This window comes from Pseudoalteromonas sp. ABE4_541 (genome assembly GCF_056312285.1).
This window is the reverse complement of the sequence record NZ_JBSVEM010000001.1, coordinates 518090-536362: the sequence shown is the minus strand read 5'-3', so window position 1 is coordinate 536362 and position 18273 is coordinate 518090. Positions and strand designations below refer to the sequence as shown.

Sequence of the window (18273 nt, the reverse complement as noted above, 5' to 3'; positions counted from 1 at the left end):
TTAAAACTCCATGATGTTTTCATTATCGCAAGTGCTTTCTTCTTGCTCTGGCTGCGTGGTTTGCTCAAGCACAGTGTTTAAATGTGCAAGGTGCTCTACGGATAAATCTTTGGCAATAAAGTCGCTTGGGGTAGCAACCGCACCTTGCTCTGCCACGTTCTTGGTATGCTCGATCACCATTTCCAAACACTGTTTGAAACGACGCACAAACTCGCCACTGAGCGCCTCACCTAATCGAGATTGCACCGAGAACATTAGCTGCTGGCCTTTCACCGCACCGTTTATGTTCAGCGCCAGCGCCATCTCATTTTGACTGCCTATGGTTTGGCCACTGTTTTCATTAACGATTTGCCACTCGGCCGTGTTATTTGGCGAATTAAACTGACCCAGGTAGTTGAAGCTGACCAAAGGTAATTTTTGCTCTAATAGGCCCGCCTGATAAAACGCCCCATAGCCAATCCCTTTGTTTGGAATGCGGCGCAGCATCTCTTTGGTTTGAATAATGGTGGTTGCTAAGTCTTGAAAGTCAGTCAGCTTCACAGGATACAAACTGGTAAACCAACCCAAAGTACGTGACACATCAATCGTCGATGATATTTCCTCACGACCATGACCTTCGAGCGTGATCAAGTGGGTACTACCTGAAAGCACCTGTGACAAGGTCATGCTAAGCGCCGAAAGCAACAAGTCATTAATTTCGGTGTTATAACCCGCATTTGATTGTCTTAGGAACATTTGCGTATGTTCGGCTGATAACGCCAACTCGTGCTCAGAAACTTGGGCTTCAATGGCAATATTTGCCTGGCTATCCAAAGCATTTTGGTCCAACGTATTTTGCCAATAAGCAAGCTCTGAACTATGGCTGTGTGGATAAGCATGCATCACATCAACCCACTGACGGTAGCTGCTGGTTTTGTTACCTAAGGTTTTACCCGTCAGCAGCGATTGCATATCCTGAGATAGAATTCGCCACGACACGCCATCAATAATGAGGTGATGGAAAATAAAGCACACTCTGGCCAAACCATCGCGATAACCATGTAGGTGAACCAATTTAAATAGTGGCCCTTGGGCTAAATCAAGCGACTGCTGCACCTGTGTTAACTGCTGGCCAATTCGAATATCATCCAAGCCATTTACATCGATGCTTGCAACCTGACTCCACTGTTCAAGCTCCGCTTCTTCAAGCACTAAATAGCGCTGTTGATATTGCTTATTCACGTTATCAAAGCGCACGCGCATCATATCGTGATGCAACACTAACTCACGACACGCACTCGATACTTGTTCTGTACTCACTGAACTTGGCACCGTCATCATAAATGACTGGTTCCAATGTGAAGCATCGGACAACTGTAAATCAAAAAACCATGACTGAACTGGCAATAGCGAAAACTCGCCGCTTAATACGCCCTGCTCCGTTTGCAACTGTTCAGACTGCGGTAATTGGGCAATGTGTTTGGCCAGTTGCGCGACCGTTGGAGACTCATATATTTCTTTAATTTTCAACGTGTAACCAAGCTGGCGCAATTGCGAGGTGAGCTGAATACTAATAATTGAATCGCCACCAATACGGAAGAAATGATCTTCAACACCGACTTTTTCTATGCCTAGTAACGCTTGCCAAATTTCACACAGTTGCGACTCTAGTTCATTGGTCGGCGCAACATAGTCTGTCTCATCATTAAATACGGGCTCAGGGAGCGCTTTGCGGTCAATTTTGTTATTCACCGTCAATGGAATACTGTCGATCACCATGATGGTACTCGGCACCATATATTCTGGCAGCTGCGCGGCAAGGTATTTAATCGCATCGTCGTTGCTAAACTCTGCACTTGGATGCAAAACAACGTAAGCAATTAGCTGCGTATTCCCCTGACGTTTGTATGGCACCACGACAGCTTGTTTCACCGGCTGATGGGCAATAAGTACATTTTCAATTTCGCCCAATTCAATACGAAAGCCTCGAATTTTAACTTGCTCATCGTTACGGCCAATATATTCCAACTGACCATCTGGCAACCAACGTACTAAGTCACCACTACGGTATAAACGGCGCTCAGTAAGCGCTTCAATTTTGTCGGCAAAAGGGTTATCAATGAAGCGTTCGTTCGTAAGCTCTTCCCGATTCAGATAGCCAGTCGCTAGACCTGCACCACCCACATACATTTCACCAACAACGCCCACAGGCACCAAATTTTGGTTCGGGTCCAGCACATACGCTGCCATATCTCGAAGTGGACGACCGATAATTGACTGATGACGGTTATTCTCGGGCGTTAACTCCTGATACGTTACATGTACCGTTGTTTCCGTAATACCATACATGTTGATGAGCTTGGTTTGCGTATCACCATAGGCTTGCCACCACTCATCCAAACGCGCCAGATTAAGTTTATCGCCACCGAAAATAACATAGCGTAGCGCTGGTAACTGAGCATCAAGCGCAACTGCCATATCGGCGAATGAATAGAATGCGCTCGGTGTTTGGTTTAAAACCGTCACGCCCTGTGTTTGGCACAAAGTAATAAACTCTCGAGGGTCACGAGTACAAGCTTTATCTGGCACGACCAAGCAACCGCCGTTTAATAACGCGCCCCAAATTTCCCAAACACTAAAATCGAAAGTACAAGCGTGATACATCACCCATACGTCTGAGTCGTTAAACTGGTACTCAGGCTCACTGGCATCAAACAAACGCACCACATTGTGATGTGACTGCATGACCCCTTTGGGTTGACCTGTGGTGCCCGAGGTATAGATAACATAAGCTAAATCATCAGCGCTTAAGGTCACGTTGTGTAATTGTTCAGGTGCATTATGTACGCAAAGCTGCTCATAACTTAACACTTGAGGAGGTGCTTTGAGCTCTTCAGTTATTTGCGTTAATTCCTGAGTCAAATCGTCGCTACACAACACAATCGGTGTTTCAGTGTCTGACAAAATAAACTGCGTTCGAGACTTCGGATATTCCGGCGTTAGCGGTACATAAGTTGCCCCCAACGTCAAAATAGCCAGCATACTGATCATCAATTCAAGGCCCGGGTTAAAGTTCAAACCGATGAAAACCGGATTGTCAGTTGACGCCTCAAGGACCTGCGGATAATGTGCAATGATGGCATTGGCTAATTGGTTGGCTTTGTTGTTAAGCTCTTGATAAGTCAACGCCTGATCTTGGTATTTCAATGCGATGTTATGCGGGTATAACTCAACCTGCTTAGCAAAAATCTCGCTAAGTGCGCCCCGCTTTTGCGGTATTTTTATCTCTGGCTGAATGCCCATCAGCAATTCATTGGCCTGCTGCTCGGTCAACAATGAGATCTGACTATGTTGCTGCTGTGGCGCGGTAATGATAGCACTGACGATCATTTGTAACTGCGAGATCAAACGCTCAGCTTGTTGTGGTGCAATTTGTTGCTCACAATAGTTTAGTGAAAACTCAACTTGCTCTGGGGTTGCCGTCACAATAACAGTGATCGGGTAATCACTTTTCTCACGCGTTTCTCGATAACGCATGGTGTTTTCAATACGCTCAGGGTGGCTATCATCCGCAGTTGGGATCGGGTAGTTTTCAAACACAAACAAAGTATGGAATAACGCCGCACCTTGACTTTGAATACGCGATAACTGCGCCCCACTGTGTGTAGTTACATCTGCAATTTCCAATTGAATATGTAACATCATATCCGCAATACTGTGCTCTGGCTGCCAATTTACTGCCAGTGGTAAGGTATTAATAAACAAACCAACACCTGCGTGAATGTCGCTCACTGGTATATCACGCCCTGAGACAGTTGTACCCACCAAGGTTTGCTTATCTTGGCAGTAACTTTGAATGAGCTTATGCCAAGTAAACTGCATTGCTGCGTTTAGTGTTACACCCGTATCACGACACACTTTACTCAATTGTGTGAAGTCATCACCCTGGATTTCAAAGCAGCGTCTCGCCGGTTGCGCCACCAAGTTTGTTTGCGATAAATCCTGTGACTGACTGAGCAAATAGTTTATGTCGTTCGCATGTTCAAACTGTTTGACTTTTTGTTGCCAAAAATCGCTAGTTGCTTGCTTGTTTTCAAACAGATATGCCTGCGCTGCCAAGTAGCCATTTTCGACGTCCAGTTGTGGTAAATGGCCTTGATTTAGCGCGTTATAAAAGGTGTTTACGGTTTCAAGTAAGTTGCCCACGCTCCAGCCATCACCAATACTGTGATGCTCTGTTTTTAATACCGTATAATGTGTATCACTTTGTTTGAATACCGTGATGCGGAACAAACCCGGCTGCGCCAAATCAAAGGCTTTTAGTCGGTCGTGAGCAAGCCAACTGGCTAGTTGTTGCTCACGCTCATCGGGAGTTAACTCGCTTAAATCAACCAAATTAAAATGCTGGGCATTCAGTTCAATGTCTTTACACACAACTTGTAATAGTTGCTCTTGCCAGTTAAAAGCCATTCTTAGAGCTGGATGCTTAGTAGCCGCCAACTGCCACGCTTTTTTGTACAAATCAACATCTAACGCTGTGTGATAATCCAGTACCAGCTGTACACGATATGCATCGTCATCTGGCTGATTAAGCGCATGATAAATAAAACCTTGCTGCAAACTGTTGGCTGAATAAAGCGCTTCTACATTGTAACGCGCGTTGAGCTCTTGTAATAATGGGAAGCTTAACTGAACATGTGCATAGTCGCTTGGCGTAGCAACGCCGCCTGCTTGAGCAACTTTCACCCCCTGTGCTATTACTTGCTCAAGTGCACGCTCAAATGCGCTTATGAACTGCTGACCCAACTCTGTAGGCAGCTTTGACTCAACTTCGACACTTAGCTGCTCGTTTTTCACTAAGCTCAGAATGTTCAGCACCGTATCGGTGTGGTTTTGTGAGTCGCTCAGTGCACCAACAGACTCACCTGTGATCTGCCAATCTCGCGCCTCTGTACTGGCTTTAAACTGACCTAAATAGTTAAAACACACCTTAGGCAATTCACTTGGCATTTTTGCAACGTCAAATTGATATAGAGCACCAAAGCCAATTCCTTTGTCTGGGATAGCGCGCATCATCTCTTTGGTTGAAACCAGTGTTTGCTCGACGTTTTGCTCGGCAGTGAGTTTGACCGGATAAATACTGGTAAACCAACCTAAGGTTTGGCTCACGTCTAAATCAGCCGCAATGGCTTCACGGCCGTGCCCTTCAAGCAAAATAGCGTGAGACTCGCCGCCCAATACGGTCTCCATCGCAATCACCAAGGCACTTAACAGCAATTCTTGGGTTTGTGTTTGATAGCCTAAATTAGCTTGCTGTAATAAGGCTTCGGTTTGTGCTTTTTCAAGCGTTAACGAGAGTTGCTGCGATTGTTGAACAGCCGGATAGCTCGATGCTGTACTTAACACATTTTGCCAATATGCAGTTTGCTGCTGATTGGCTGACGCATACTGATTTAAACCTTCAACCCACTGACGATAGCTGGTTTGCTTATCAAGCAGTTTTTGCCCAGCAACTAACTGTTGTAAATCCCCTAGCAGAATTGACCAAGACACAGTATCGATGATCAAGTGGTGGAATATAAAACACAGACGATCTTGGTTATCAGCATGGCCAACTAACTTACACACTCGCCATGTAGGTCCGTGATGAATATCGAGCGTACCTTGCAGCTCACTCAGCCACTCTTTAAATTCATCGTCGCTAAGGCCAGAAATATTAAGCTCTGTCAGCTCGAATAAACCTGTGTCGGTATATTCGTTGTCAAACTCTGAGGTAAATCGGCAGCGCAACATGTCATGTTGAATGCTCAATTTCATTAATGCATCGGCTAATGCATCCTGTGACAAACCTGCGGGGCAATATGCGATAAATGCTTGATTGAAATAATGCGGATTATGCAACTGCTGTGCAAAAAGCCATTTTTGAGTTGGGTGCTGCGCAAACTGGCCTGATAATAAACCTTGCTCAGTTTGCACGCTGATCACAGCATGACCACCCTGTTGCTCTATCAATGTTGCCAGTTTCGCCACCGTTGGCGCGGTAAACATATCTCTCACCTGCAATTGGAAACCTGCTCGACGTAGCGCCGAGATCAGGCTAATACTGACGATAGAATCGCCACCAATTTGAAAAAAGTTATCTTTAACACCAATGCGCTCCATGCCAAGTACTTGCTGCCATACATCACACAGCTGTGCTTCAAGTTCAGTACTTGGCGCACAATATGCCTCGCTCGCTGAAAAGTCAGGCTCTGGCAATGCTCCTCGGTCTAATTTGCCATTTAAGGTTAAAGGTAACGCATCAATCACCACAAGTGCCGCAGGTACCATGTACTCTGGCAATTTCGCGGCTACAAACTGACGTAACAAGTCAACATCCAGCGTGCTTTGTCCTTCTGGCACTAAATAGGCAACGAGGATTTTTTGTCCATTGTGCGTTTTGTCAATCACTGCAACATGTTTGATGTCATCACGTTTTAGTAAACAATGTTCAATTTCCCCCATCTCGATGCGAAAACCTCGGATCTTAACTTGGAAATCTTTACGCCCTTTAAATTCGATATAGCCTTTGGCATTCCATGCGCCGTTATCACCCGTGCGATATAAACGACCCAGTGTTGGATGCTCAAAATATTGCAACGCTGTGCGCTCTGGGTCGTTAAAATACCCCTGCGCGACTCCGATACCACCGATATGGATCTCGCCCATGATCCCAGGTGGGCAATGATTACCAAACTTATCCAACACCCACATCGCTTGGTTCGGCATAGCTAAACCATAGGGAATGCTTTGCCAGTTTGGGTCAACCGCTTTTACAGGATACCAAATTGACCAAATACTGCCTTCTGTTGCCCCGCCAAGACTCATTACATCCGCTTGCGGATTAATCGCTAAGAGTTGCTCAGGTAATCTTAGTGGGATCCAGTCACCACTCATCATATAAACGCGAATGTTTTGTGCTGAGAATTGCTGCTGACCTTGCTCATCTGCTAGCAACTGCGCAAGCTGTGGCACGGAATCCCAAATCGTCACTTGATGCTCATCCACCATTTGCAACCAATGATGCGTGTCTTGCACTTTGTCTTGATCTGGCATCACCATGGCAGCACCCACCGCCAATGCACCGAAAATATCGTACACCGATAAATCAAAGCTCAAATCTGAAATGGCAAAAATACGGTCTTTGTCAGTGACGTTAAATCGCTCATTGATAGCAAAAATCGTATTCATGGCACTTTCGTGCGTGATCACCACCCCTTTTGGTTGGCCTGTACTGCCAGAAGTAAAAATAACATAAGCAATTTCTTTTGTTGCAGGTGGCACAAGCGCTGCTTGCCACTGTTCATTGGCAAGCTCACTGTTTTGTGCAGCCGCTTGCACATGCGTAATCTTAAAATCTGCAAGCCAAGGCTCGTCTTTTAAACGTTCATATAACGTATCGCTCACCAGAAGATGTTCAACACCACCAGCCACCAAAACTTGGTGAATACGAGAGTTTGGCCAAGCCACGTTAATGGGTAGGTAAGCGCATGCCACCGTGTTAATGGCCAGCAGTGACGCAACTTGATAAGCGCCTTTTTCGCAAATAACAGCCACTAGCGACCCTCTGCTAGCCGACTGCTCAGTTAGCGCATGGGCGATACCAAATCGATATGCACTTAATGTTTGATAATCAGTTTGTTCCGTTGAAGTGATCACTGCGATATGTTTGGGGTGACTAGCCACTTGCTGGTTAAACCCATCAATCAAGTTGTAAGTAGGATATTGGCGTCTATCGCCATTCCACAATTCTTCTATTTGTAGTTTTTGCTCATCAGTCAACGTACTGATTTGGCCGCATACTTGAGCTTTATCTTCGGCTAGATGGGCAATGAAACGAGTTTGTACATCGCCAATTTGTGCTAAGTTTTCGCAGCTAAATTGGTCCGCTTCTGCTACAACCTTACGCCACAAATTTGAGCCTGCTTCAAACAAGGTAAAATCTAAATCAAATTGCGCAGCCACCGGCGTAAGTGGAACGCCTTCAATGACCATATCTTGCTCATCACCAATCACGATTTGATGATCTGGTAATCCTGCGAGCACGAGCATCAACTCTGGAATGATGTGAGCGGTTTTAAGTTGCGCTAGATAGTTACATACAACATTGATGTTCTTGCTGCTTAATGTTGAAGACGATTTGGTCAATAACAAAGCGCTGAGCTTGTCATTTACCGTATTTAGCAACTCAAGTAAGGTTTTGTCATGAATGTTTTCAACGGTGAGCGCTTCAAGGTCAACAAAGTGGCCCAGCAAGTAACGATTTTTTCGGGTTCTGCGGGCAATCGGCACACCAATGGTGATGTCAGCGTCATTCGTTAAGCGACTGACCGTTAATAAGGTGCTTGCCAAAATCACACAATAAGGGCTGATCCCATGTTCGGCGGCCACTTGTTTAATTGCGCCAATGCTATCGGTGGCATTGTCCAGTAGCACCGACACTTTGCCTGCAAGTTCTGGATTGTTAGACTTTCTATTTATAAAATCAACAGGATAAGCGCTTGCATCAGAAGGTGCGAATTCTTTACTGGTATAGTACTCAATATCGGGCTCGAGTGTTTCATCTTCGTTTTTAAGCACCAATAGTCTGAGTAAATCGTTGATTAAAATTTGTAGTGACCACTGATCGCACACAATATGGTGGCCTTTTACAAGCACTAAAACATCATCGTTTTGTAATGCTTTGTAATAAAACTCAAAATTATTACTTTTTATGTCAATCACTTGGCTGTTATACACATCACATAACTGCGCATCACTCATGTTTTCCCCAACCATGAGTTGCCAACACACAGCCGTGGATGTAGCCACATTAATCGCCAATTGTGCCTCAATACCTGAATTATCAATTCTGCTATCAATAACAGGATGACGTTCAATGAGTTTTCGCAAAATGCTCTCAAGCTGAGCAATACCATCTGTGAGCGTAATTTTTAATGCACAAGAGACATTAAATACTGGATTATTTGGCGCAATTTCCTGACCTTGCCACACCTGTACTTGTCGCTGAGAAAGTGATTGATAATTGTCGTTACGCATGGGGTGCATACTTCCTTTATTTTTATAAAACTGCATAAAACTTTAATCAGTAAAAATCTGATAACACTGTTTGTGACTGTTCGATAAACTAACGAATTAAACTAGATGCATGTGTATCCACCATCTACAAATACTGAACTTCCAGTCGTCCACTCACTTTCTAATAAATGAATAATTTCTTTTGACACATGCTCTGCTGAGCCAAAACCGAGTGGGTGCATATTGGCGAGTTTTTCGAAGTGACCTGGAGGAGCCATATCTTGGTAACCCGTATTTAACTTAGTTTCGATCATGCCGGCCGCTACACAGTTAACCAGTACTTTGTCTCTAGCAAGTTCCAACGCCGCACATCGACACAAGCTTGCCAATGCCCCTTTACTGGCGGCATAACCGGAAATCGCTTGTTCGCCAACGGCTTGACTTACCGAAGAAAGCAGCACCAAGGAAGTAACTGCATCTTTAACTCGAACACTTCGACGAGTGAACGCTTTGATCATGGCCAAAGCGCCACCACAATTAACGCGATAAATTTGCTCAAAGTCCGCATAACTGGCTTGGCGAAGCGTCGTCATTGCATGCACTCCGGCACAAAACACACCGCCTTTGAATGGCCCAAATTGCTTTGCGTTATCAATAATAATGGGGGTTAAGTCGTCAGGTTGCTCCAAGTCAACAACGGCAAATTTGTGCTCACCGGGTAACGAATGAGACAAAGATGCCAGCTTGTCTGCATTGCGACCTAAAAGCAGTAGTTCATAGCCTTTGTTGGCCAAATCTAAACATGTTTGTTTGCCGAGATCTGAGGTCGCGCCAAGTACCAACACGCGCAACGCTGTGTTGTCTTTTTGTATCGTTTCCATACCGAATTTCTTCTATATTATTTTGCTACACACACACTGCTTCACATCAAACTTTATCTGTATTCATATGAAGTTAAACGGTAATTTCCGTGTTAGGAGATAAAGTCAAACATTGCGCTGTCATCATTTTGTTGTATCGACTGAAGTCAGCAATAAACGCTATCAACTGCTGCTCCAAAAACACCGTTGGTCGCATACCAAACACCGAATGCTTCAACTCTCTGCGCATTGTTTTACGCATTTTGTCATCCTTAGCCAGATAGGGAATTGTCACCGCATTGATGAATACCTTGTCGCTCGTCAGCTCTTTGGCAAGTGTTTTCATAAACGAATTCAAGGCGTGATTCGCAACCGTGTTTACCGCCTTACCCAAATAATGTGAACTGTCAGAATGAAGCGGAAAAATCACGTTGCACCCAACACCTTTAATGAACGTGGCGAGTGATTGATAGATTAGAAACACGCTATCGAGATATGACATGGTGTTTTCAATACATTGCGAGCTTTCAAATAATGGCTGCTCATTGGCCTCTAGCACGCCTTGTACCAACAACAAAGGCTGGCCTTCAACATCGATGTCCAACAACTCAAGTGCTTGCAAAAATGTTGGCATTTGCGTTTGTGCCATCTCTTGCAACTGCGCTAATTCAAATACTGGTAAAGCCGCATTGTGTTGCTTTAACTGCGCACTTGGCTCAATCAATACAACGGGGTTGCCTGCGTCACGATAGAAATTGATCAATGCTTGATCAAGTTCGCTGCTTGGCTGGATCACGATAAGTGTTTGTCTGTAGCTCATAGTAAAAACCCTCCATCTAAGTGAATAACTTCACCATTTTGGTAGCTCGGGTCTTCACAGCTTAAGTGCAGCACAGCACGCGCAATTTCACTGCATTGCGCCATGCGTTTTACACTAGTACATTCAAGAATAGGCGCGATAATTGACTGCTCAGCGTTATCGACCATTTGCGTTTCAACCAAACCTGGGGCAATGGCATTGCACACAACATTGTATTGACCATAGTCTCTGGCAATTCTACGTGTCAGGCCAATAATTGCGCCTTTAGAAGTCGCATAGTTCAACTGCCCCTCACGGCCAGTCACGCCACTTTTTGATACCATATTAACAATGCGCCCAAACCGTTGCTCCTTAAAAGTCGGCAACACTTGTTGGCAGAAATTAAACGTGCCTTTTACATTGGTACGTAACACTTTTTGCCAGTCTTCAAGTGCCAACAGCTGCACCAGTCCATCGTGATTAATACCGGCATTATTAACGAGCACATCAATGCGTTGATGTTTGAGTGTGATACGCTCGATGCTATTGGTGACAAAACCTTCGTCACTCACAGAGCCTTGCAGCCAAGTAAAGTTTTCATGCACAGATAAAAGCTCCGTCACTTGCGAACGTGCAACACCGTAGACTTTTGCCCCTTGCAGCAAATATTGCAGGCAAACTTCTTCGCCAATACCTTTAGAGCAGCCTGTGACAATCACCACTTTGTCTTTAAACATGTGCGGCTCCTACGCTTTGCAAATATCGGATTGCAATGACGGCAGATGCAACCTGTTCATTGTTCACATACGCTGCCACTTTGAATTTCACCAGTTCACCCAAAGACACATCCACGTTTGAGCGAACTTCTAAAATTTGCCCCGGCATGACAGGTGTAAGAAACTTCACTTTGTCGATACCCGCAATCACCCCTTTGGATTTACCTGTGATGCACAGACCACTGGCTTGTGCCATCGCTTCTAAGATCAACACGCCAGGAAATATTGGCTCATCTGGAAAGTGACCTTCCAATCCGGGCTCGTTATAGCCGATAAACTTTTGCGCCACGATATACTCGTTTTCTTGAACCTCAACGATGTGATCAACAAACTTGAACGGCGGCTTATGCGGTAAGTTGTTTGGTGAAATCATTTTTCATCTCCCCAGTCAAATAGGAAGAAAATCAACACCAATAATGCCAACGCAAAACCAATTAGAGTGTTAAGCTGCGTGCTCACTTCAGCCAGTGAAGCACCTTGGTTTGCCGTCAAACGAAACGCATCTAAAAACGCGGTTGACGGTAACCATTGCACAACACTTTGAATGGCTTGAGGGAAGTTAGAGATATCAAAATAAATGCCTGACAAAAACATCAAAGGAAAATACAACAAGTTAGATATGCCGGTTGCCACTTCGACTTTCTGGCTGCGGGCACCAACCAACACGCCAAGCAGACACAACACTATGGATCCCAATAACAACACAGTGAGAATGTTTAACCAATTCCCCAATGGCTGATAACCAAATAGAAAGTAAAAAGTGATAAACAAGGCTACTAACTGGAAAACGAGTAAGAATACGCGGGCAAAGACAATACCAATCACATAATCCAAGCGGTTAAATGGTGATAGCTTCAAACGTTTGAAAAAGCCTTGCTGACGGTCAGACACTAATCCATTTGAAATAGAAGTAATGCCAATACCAATGATCTGCAGCACGATAATGCCAGGGATCAACCAATCGATATACCTGAAGCCCTCTAACGACACCACTCCATCAATGTACGAGTCATGATCTTCTTTGCTTTTAAGCGCGGTCACATAGCTAAATGCAATGGCTTGCTCATGGCTGTTACGGGTTGAAAACAGTCCCTCTGGGGTTAAAATCAACACATCACTGTAGCTTGATAAAATGGATTTTAACGCACTGCCCGGCGCTAACTCAGAGTTATCCTGCTGCGTGTGTTCCGTCAGCTTTACAATCAGCAGTGGGTCTTCAATCGTCAGCAGATTAATTTTTTTGTCTTTCGCGATTGATTGATACCATTGCTCGTCAATTTGCGCAGAATCAACTACCGCTAAGTTAATGGACTCAAGCGGCTTCTCACCTGAGAATGCCTGCACCAGCAACAATGCCATAAAGACAGGAAAGCCAAAGGTCCAAAATAACGTTGCTGGTTCACGGAAAAATGGCCTGATGTTAAGTAACATCAATTGCCAAAACGGTTTTCTGGTAAGTATGTTAGGCATGAGCTTGTTCCTGTTTAATAATATCGTGACCCGTCAGCTTCAAAAACACATCATTTAGCGTTGCTTTGCGTGGCTCGCGTATAACTGGATCAGCAAAGGTTCGGTGGATGATGGCGTCCGGTGTACCAGACTCAATGATCTGTCCTTTTTCAAGGATCAGTAATTCATCACATAAGTAGTCAGCTTCATCCATATAATGAGTCGTTAAAATAACAGTCATGCCTTCGTTTTTGAGTGTTTTAATGATTTCCCAGAAGCTTTGACGACTGGTTGGATCAAGGCCTGTTGTTGGCTCATCTAAAAAGATAAGCTCTGGCTTGCCCACGATGGTCATGGCAAGAAAAACTCGCTGTTTTTGCCCACCACTTAAATTATCTAACCAAGCATCTGCGTGATCACTTAAGCCAAATCGCTCAATAAGCTCATCCACATCCATCGGATCTTTGTAAAAGCTGGCAAACAGTCGCACAGCCTCTTTTATCGTTGTACGACCATACAAGCTATTCGCTTGCATCAAGCCACCGATCTTCTTTCTGATCTGTTTTTCATTATTTTTCCATTCCAAACCAAACAGTGAGACCTTCCCTGATGTCGGCTTTTTCAAACCTTGAAGAATTTCTAAAGTGGTCGATTTGCCCGCACCATTTGGGCCCAAAAGCCCAAAACACTGCCCTTTTTTGACTTGAAACGATAAACCTTTCAATACGTTAACCGCATTTTTGTCATATGACTTTTTCAGATCTACAACATCAATGATCACTGACATGGGTATTCCCTTTTATCTTAGATACAACACATACTGATGCGCTTTTTTGCACATTCACACTCATGACTAATACCGTTTGAGGTTCTTTTACTGATAGGTCGATTTGCTTGCCCATAACAGACTTTTCAGATACCAATGCAGTTGCCACATTCACTGCATCCAAACTTTGACAACTCAGCCCTGATTGCTTAATTTGCCTAAAGTTAAGCACTTCAACATTGGCAAATTGGCGCTTTAATGACGCCGCATACAAATCAAACAAACTGGTATCAACCATCGCAAGTACAACAACGTCAGGCAGCACTGAGTAGTCAGTCAGTGCATGACAGTGCCATTGCTGTTTGTTTTCGTCGTAAACCCAGCGACCCGCATTGAAGTGGCTCAACTTCGCCAACGCACGAGCACTGCGAGAATCACTTTCATTCACCACTAACATGGCATTTGCGTTGGATGCTAGACACTCGTCAGCAACGTTAAATTGCTGCCATAGTTGATCGGATGTATCGCTTTTATCTTCAGCGCTACTCACCTATGCACAAGAGAGTTTGTTTTCGGCCAAATCGGTGTATGCGTGCCATAGACCATGCATGCCCTCATTACCTAAGTCACTGAAATTGGCCGAACAGCCATTTAAGCCAAATGCCAGCGCCAGATTACCCAAAGGAGCATTCAACACGGTGTCTGGGAATAAGGTACTTTTTACCCCGCCTGGGCCGCGCTCAACGAGATCGTTTAAGTTACGTTGCTGTACCTGAGAAGCCCCTGTACTGGTGCCAAAATACGCACCGATTGTGCTTTTCTGTTGATCAGTGTAATCAATGTCTGCGGCACAAAATGCAAGATGTGATGCCCCAATGGCATATTGGCCTATGGTGCTCATGCGTCTTCTAAACAAGCTTGGTTGAAATGCATTAAGCGAAAACCCATCTTCGTACGTTAATTGCGCATCTGGCGCCGCACTTGAATACCCCGTGTTATCAGCAATATTGGCATAGCTGAGCACGTACACTTCTTGCTTTACCTCGATTGCGATGTTCTTAACTTCCTTGCGTGCAAGCAACGTGGTGTTATGACCACCAAATGCCGAGTTTGTGGCAGCAAAACAATTAACAGCGTGTTTTCTCAAACCATTGACAACAATGTCATAACCCAAGCAGTCTTCACGAATATCTTCCCCATTGAGTGTTGATGGAATTTCATCATGCTCAATCGCTACCAGCGCAGAGATAAACTCAATCGCGCCTGCAGCGCCTAGCGTATGGCCAAAATATGATTTTGAACTTGATACTGGTAAAGATGCCTTATGACGACCATCAAGAGATGCAAAAATACCGCACAGTTCAGCTGAGTCATTTGCAGGCGTCCCCGTGCCATGCGTATTGATGTAATCAAGCTGCATAGGCGATACATCGCAATGGGCTAGCGCCGTGGTAAATGAGCGCGTCACTCCAGCTCCATTTGGTTCTGGCGCGGTTGCATGGTAGGCATCTAAACTTGATGCAGTGCCCGCCAATTGCATTACAATTGATGCATCGCGTGCCGTTGCATGCGCATAATTTTCCAGTACTAAAAATCCTGCACCTTCACCTAAGCTTAAGCCCATTTTTACATCATATGGTGAACACACCCCTTCAGCGACGGACTGTAATGAGTGAAACCCAGCGTAAATTGTTTTTGCCAAGGCGTCGGTACCACCTGCGATCACGAGGTCTACGATACCTTCATCTAATAACTGCTTTGCAAAACCAATTGCGCTACTGCTTGATGTACAGGCCGTAGTAAACGTCAACACAGGGCCTACAATGCCAAAATATTTGGCAATGTTGTCGCTTTGCTGATGCGCAGGGTATTCCCTCAGCGCTTCAGGAAGGCCATCAATAACGCCCCTTTCAAGCTTTTCCATGCCTGTGTTTGCATTACCAACGCACAAAGCAACACGCTTATTTGCTAAAGACTCTTTTGAAATATCCGCCGCTTTTAGCGCTTCTTCTATCGCTTCAATAGCAAATAATGTTGAAAAGTCGGGTAAGTTATCACGCTCTGCCGCACTCTTTTCCCGTATAGTTCTGACGATCCCTGCTTTATCACTGGGCAATCCCGTTGTATCAAAGCAATCCAATGATTCAATACCTGACTGTAATGATTGCATTGATTGATACAAGGCCTGTGCATTATCTCCACACGAAGAAATCACTCCGTATCCGGTTATCACAACCTGTGATTTAAACTCGGGCATTTTTAACCTTCTCCTGTAAACCTTGCAGTGTGACCTTCCCCATCGCATTGGTTGGTAACGTTTCTAAAAACTCAATGGTTGGAATGGGTAAGTCTTGAAATAAGTTTTTGATATTTTGGGTTACTTCAAAGCTGCTTTGTGCTTTTGCGACAAATGCAATTAACTCCCCGCCACGCTTATTGTTTTCTTCTTCTATGAAGTAAACACGCAGCGCACAACCTGGAAATAATTGAGTGAGCTTGTCTTCTATTGCTTTAAGCGAGTAACGCTTGCCTTTAAATTTAAAAATGTTGTCTTTGCGACCTAAATGTTTAATTTGCTTGTCTGACAAGATTTCTATTTGATCGTCTAAACTGACGGTATCTGTGCCATAGGGTAAAAACGCGGATTGAATAGCAAAGCCTTCACCGACTGACTGCAGAACAACTGTGGGTAACAAGTTGTAGACATTGGTTTGAGCATCGCCAATAAAGCGATAGCCCATTGCACCTGTCTCAGTACTGCCCAATACGTCAATACCTAACAACGACAACGAGCCTTGTTGTACTAAACGCGCAAATTCATTATCCCTTTGTTCGCCAAATTTGCCGCCAGAGCTGACAACATAAGCATATTGATTTGATAAAGCAGCTGACAGGCTTTGCCAAATGGTCGGCACTATCACCGCCATCACGCGAGACTTATCCCGAGGTATAGAGCGGAGCTGCGTATTTGACTGATACATCACCCCACAATTGAGTTTAAGTGGCAGCAAAAAGCACCAAATAAACCCATACATGTGCACTGGTGATACATAAGCATCAATCAAATCGAGTGAACCAAGTTCCAGTAATTGCGAAATTTCAGCTACTTCACGTAACGTGCTGGAGAGTGACTTTTGGATCACAACAGGCTTGCCTGTACTGCCCGATGTTTCAAATGCAATGATGCTATCGCTTGCAAGATGTTCCAATTGAGTGAGCAAACTCTTGGTCGATTCGGCTTGCTCTTTATTACTTTGTAAGGACATCAAAGTATCGAAAGCAATCGCGTTATCGCCATCAGGCTGCGCACTGATCAGTGGTATGTACCCGGTAAGTAACAAAGCACAAGAAAGCGTCATCATTCTCACCGGCTCACTGTCTAACACTCTAACAGGTAAGTGAATATCTAAGTGTGCTTCAACCAAGCCCAGTTTTAGCTGTTCAATCGTTTGTTCAAATTGCTGTAAGCTGTAAACGTTGCCATTAGGTGAATAAAAAAACCCGTTTTCAACGGTAGGCTGTGCATTATGTTGACTTTGAACAATGCGCTGAACAATCTTGTCTACCGTATGCTTACCGGTATATTCGGCATTATTGAAAGTCACATTAAATAGTCGTTGGCAATCCGCATAAACTTGCAATAAATCCACCGAATCAAGAAATAAAGGGCTACCCAGCAAATCATCTTGGTTTTCTAGCCCTTTAATTTCAGAAGGCTCTAGTTCCACAGACAATGATATTTGCTTACGAACCCGAGCGGTTAAATCTTCAATCTCATTCATAGATTTACCGATTCCTTCAAATCTATTTCCGCGACACGCTTTTTGAATGATGCTTTGGGTGGCAAAACATCAACCTCACCACTACAGATCAGTACTTGATGCTGATTCAAAATAGTGATGGCTAAGCGAACTTGTCGATTTTCTAGTTTTTGCGCCACCTTGACGTGGGCGTAAACTGTATCTCCAATATACAAGGGCTCATGATTCTCAATGCTCAATTTAGTGACGATAGAGCCAACCCCAGGAAGCGTCATGCCAATGACTTGCGCTATCATGGCTGGCGCTATCCCTGCGTGAGCGATCCTGTCTTTCATTCCCATTTTCTGAGCAAAAATACGATCTACGTGTAACGGGTTAAAATCACCCGTTATCCCCGCGAAGTTGTAGACATCAGATTCGGAGATTGTTTTGCTGTGTACAGCACAATCTCCTTCGCTGATTTCTCTAAATGTTTTACCAGCCGTGTAGAGTGTCATATTACAATCTACTTTTATGCTGCTACTTGTTCAGAAACGAATTCACTTAGCGTGTGAATTGACGCCATTTTTTGTTTAACTAAATCACTTGGAAAGTCTTTAAACTTAAGCTGGTATTTTTTCTCTACCGCAGCAACTAAATCCAATAGCTCAATGCTATCTAAATTTAATCCAGCACCGACAAGTTCTGCGTGCTCATCGATCTCTTCGACTGAATCTGCAACCTCTAACTCTTCAACTAAAATGTCATGTTTGATAAATTCGATAATATCTTCGATAGTATTCATCATTATTCCTTAATATTTTCCGACTTAATTTTTATTTGTTTT

General features: G+C 44.3%; 12 protein-coding genes. All 12 read right to left on the bottom strand.

Annotation, left to right across the window (positions count from 1 at the left end):
• Nucleotides 1–9057: an amino acid adenylation domain-containing protein gene (locus ACW689_RS02505; protein ID WP_476288244.1), complete on the bottom strand. Its 9057-nt coding sequence runs from the start codon at nucleotides 9055–9057 to the stop codon at nucleotides 1–3.
• A gap of 101 nt (nucleotides 9058–9158) precedes the next feature.
• Entirely contained in the window at nucleotides 9159–9917 is a 759-nt protein-coding gene (locus ACW689_RS02500; RefSeq protein WP_476288242.1) for an SDR family NAD(P)-dependent oxidoreductase, read from the bottom strand.
• Between the two features lie 73 nt (nucleotides 9918–9990).
• Nucleotides 9991–10716: a hypothetical protein gene (locus ACW689_RS02495; RefSeq protein WP_476288240.1), complete on the bottom strand. Its 726-nt coding sequence runs from the start codon at nucleotides 10714–10716 to the stop codon at nucleotides 9991–9993.
• Nucleotides 10713–11432, bottom strand: a complete 720-nt coding sequence (locus ACW689_RS02490) for an SDR family NAD(P)-dependent oxidoreductase (protein ID WP_476288238.1) — start codon at nucleotides 11430–11432, stop codon at nucleotides 10713–10715. The genes ACW689_RS02495 and ACW689_RS02490 overlap by 4 nt, the downstream gene beginning before the upstream one ends.
• On the bottom strand, nucleotides 11425–11844 hold the full coding sequence (gene fabZ, locus ACW689_RS02485; RefSeq protein ID WP_476288236.1) for a 3-hydroxyacyl-ACP dehydratase FabZ: 420 nt from the start codon (nucleotides 11842–11844) through the stop codon (nucleotides 11425–11427). Before fabZ ends, ACW689_RS02490 begins: the two co-directional genes overlap by 8 nt.
• The gene (locus tag ACW689_RS02480; protein ID WP_476288234.1) at nucleotides 11841–12941 is read right to left on the bottom strand and encodes an ABC transporter permease; all 1101 of its coding nucleotides are present in this window, start codon (nucleotides 12939–12941) and stop codon (nucleotides 11841–11843) included. Before ACW689_RS02480 ends, fabZ begins: the two co-directional genes overlap by 4 nt.
• A complete protein-coding gene (locus tag ACW689_RS02475; RefSeq protein ID WP_476288232.1) occupies nucleotides 12934–13707 on the bottom strand; it encodes an ABC transporter ATP-binding protein in 774 nt (257 codons plus the stop codon). The genes ACW689_RS02480 and ACW689_RS02475 overlap by 8 nt, the downstream gene beginning before the upstream one ends.
• Nucleotides 13691–14236, bottom strand: a complete 546-nt coding sequence (locus ACW689_RS02470; RefSeq protein ID WP_476288230.1) for a hypothetical protein — start codon at nucleotides 14234–14236, stop codon at nucleotides 13691–13693. Before ACW689_RS02470 ends, ACW689_RS02475 begins: the two co-directional genes overlap by 17 nt.
• Nucleotides 14237–15943, bottom strand: a complete 1707-nt coding sequence (locus ACW689_RS02465; protein WP_476288228.1) for a beta-ketoacyl-[acyl-carrier-protein] synthase family protein — start codon at nucleotides 15941–15943, stop codon at nucleotides 14237–14239.
• Complete coding sequence (locus ACW689_RS02460; protein WP_476288226.1) at nucleotides 15930–17468, bottom strand: hypothetical protein; 1539 nt, start codon at nucleotides 17466–17468, stop codon at nucleotides 15930–15932. Before ACW689_RS02460 ends, ACW689_RS02465 begins: the two co-directional genes overlap by 14 nt.
• Nucleotides 17465–17944 (bottom strand): MaoC family dehydratase, encoded by a 480-nt coding sequence (locus tag ACW689_RS02455; RefSeq protein WP_476288224.1) that lies wholly within the window; start codon nucleotides 17942–17944, stop codon nucleotides 17465–17467. The genes ACW689_RS02460 and ACW689_RS02455 overlap by 4 nt, the downstream gene beginning before the upstream one ends.
• 14 nt (nucleotides 17945–17958) lie before the next feature.
• A complete protein-coding gene (locus ACW689_RS02450; RefSeq protein ID WP_476288222.1) occupies nucleotides 17959–18231 on the bottom strand; it encodes a phosphopantetheine-binding protein in 273 nt (90 codons plus the stop codon).
• Nucleotides 18232–18273 lie beyond the last annotated feature (42 nt).

What these genes read in the sequence shown, in the direction of transcription:
- ACW689_RS02480 (WP_476288234.1), bottom strand. Translation starts at nt 12,941, where the DNA reads ATGCCTAACATACTTACCAGAAAACCGTTTTGGCAATTGATGTTACTT.
- fabZ (WP_476288236.1), bottom strand. Translation starts at nt 11,844, where the DNA reads ATGATTTCACCAAACAACTTACCGCATAAGCCGCCGTTCAAGTTTGTT.
- ACW689_RS02450 (WP_476288222.1), bottom strand. Translation starts at nt 18,231, where the DNA reads ATGAATACTATCGAAGATATTATCGAATTTATCAAACATGACATTTTA.
- ACW689_RS02490 (WP_476288238.1), bottom strand. Translation starts at nt 11,432, where the DNA reads ATGTTTAAAGACAAAGTGGTGATTGTCACAGGCTGCTCTAAAGGTATT.
- ACW689_RS02465 (WP_476288228.1), bottom strand. Translation starts at nt 15,943, where the DNA reads ATGCCCGAGTTTAAATCACAGGTTGTGATAACCGGATACGGAGTGATT.
- ACW689_RS02475 (WP_476288232.1), bottom strand. Translation starts at nt 13,707, where the DNA reads ATGTCAGTGATCATTGATGTTGTAGATCTGAAAAAGTCATATGACAAA.
- ACW689_RS02495 (WP_476288240.1), bottom strand. Translation starts at nt 10,716, where the DNA reads ATGAGCTACAGACAAACACTTATCGTGATCCAGCCAAGCAGCGAACTT.
- ACW689_RS02460 (WP_476288226.1), bottom strand. Translation starts at nt 17,468, where the DNA reads ATGAATGAGATTGAAGATTTAACCGCTCGGGTTCGTAAGCAAATATCA.
- ACW689_RS02455 (WP_476288224.1), bottom strand. Translation starts at nt 17,944, where the DNA reads ATGACACTCTACACGGCTGGTAAAACATTTAGAGAAATCAGCGAAGGA.
- ACW689_RS02505 (WP_476288244.1), bottom strand. Translation starts at nt 9,057, where the DNA reads ATGCGTAACGACAATTATCAATCACTTTCTCAGCGACAAGTACAGGTG.
- ACW689_RS02500 (WP_476288242.1), bottom strand. Translation starts at nt 9,917, where the DNA reads ATGGAAACGATACAAAAAGACAACACAGCGTTGCGCGTGTTGGTACTT.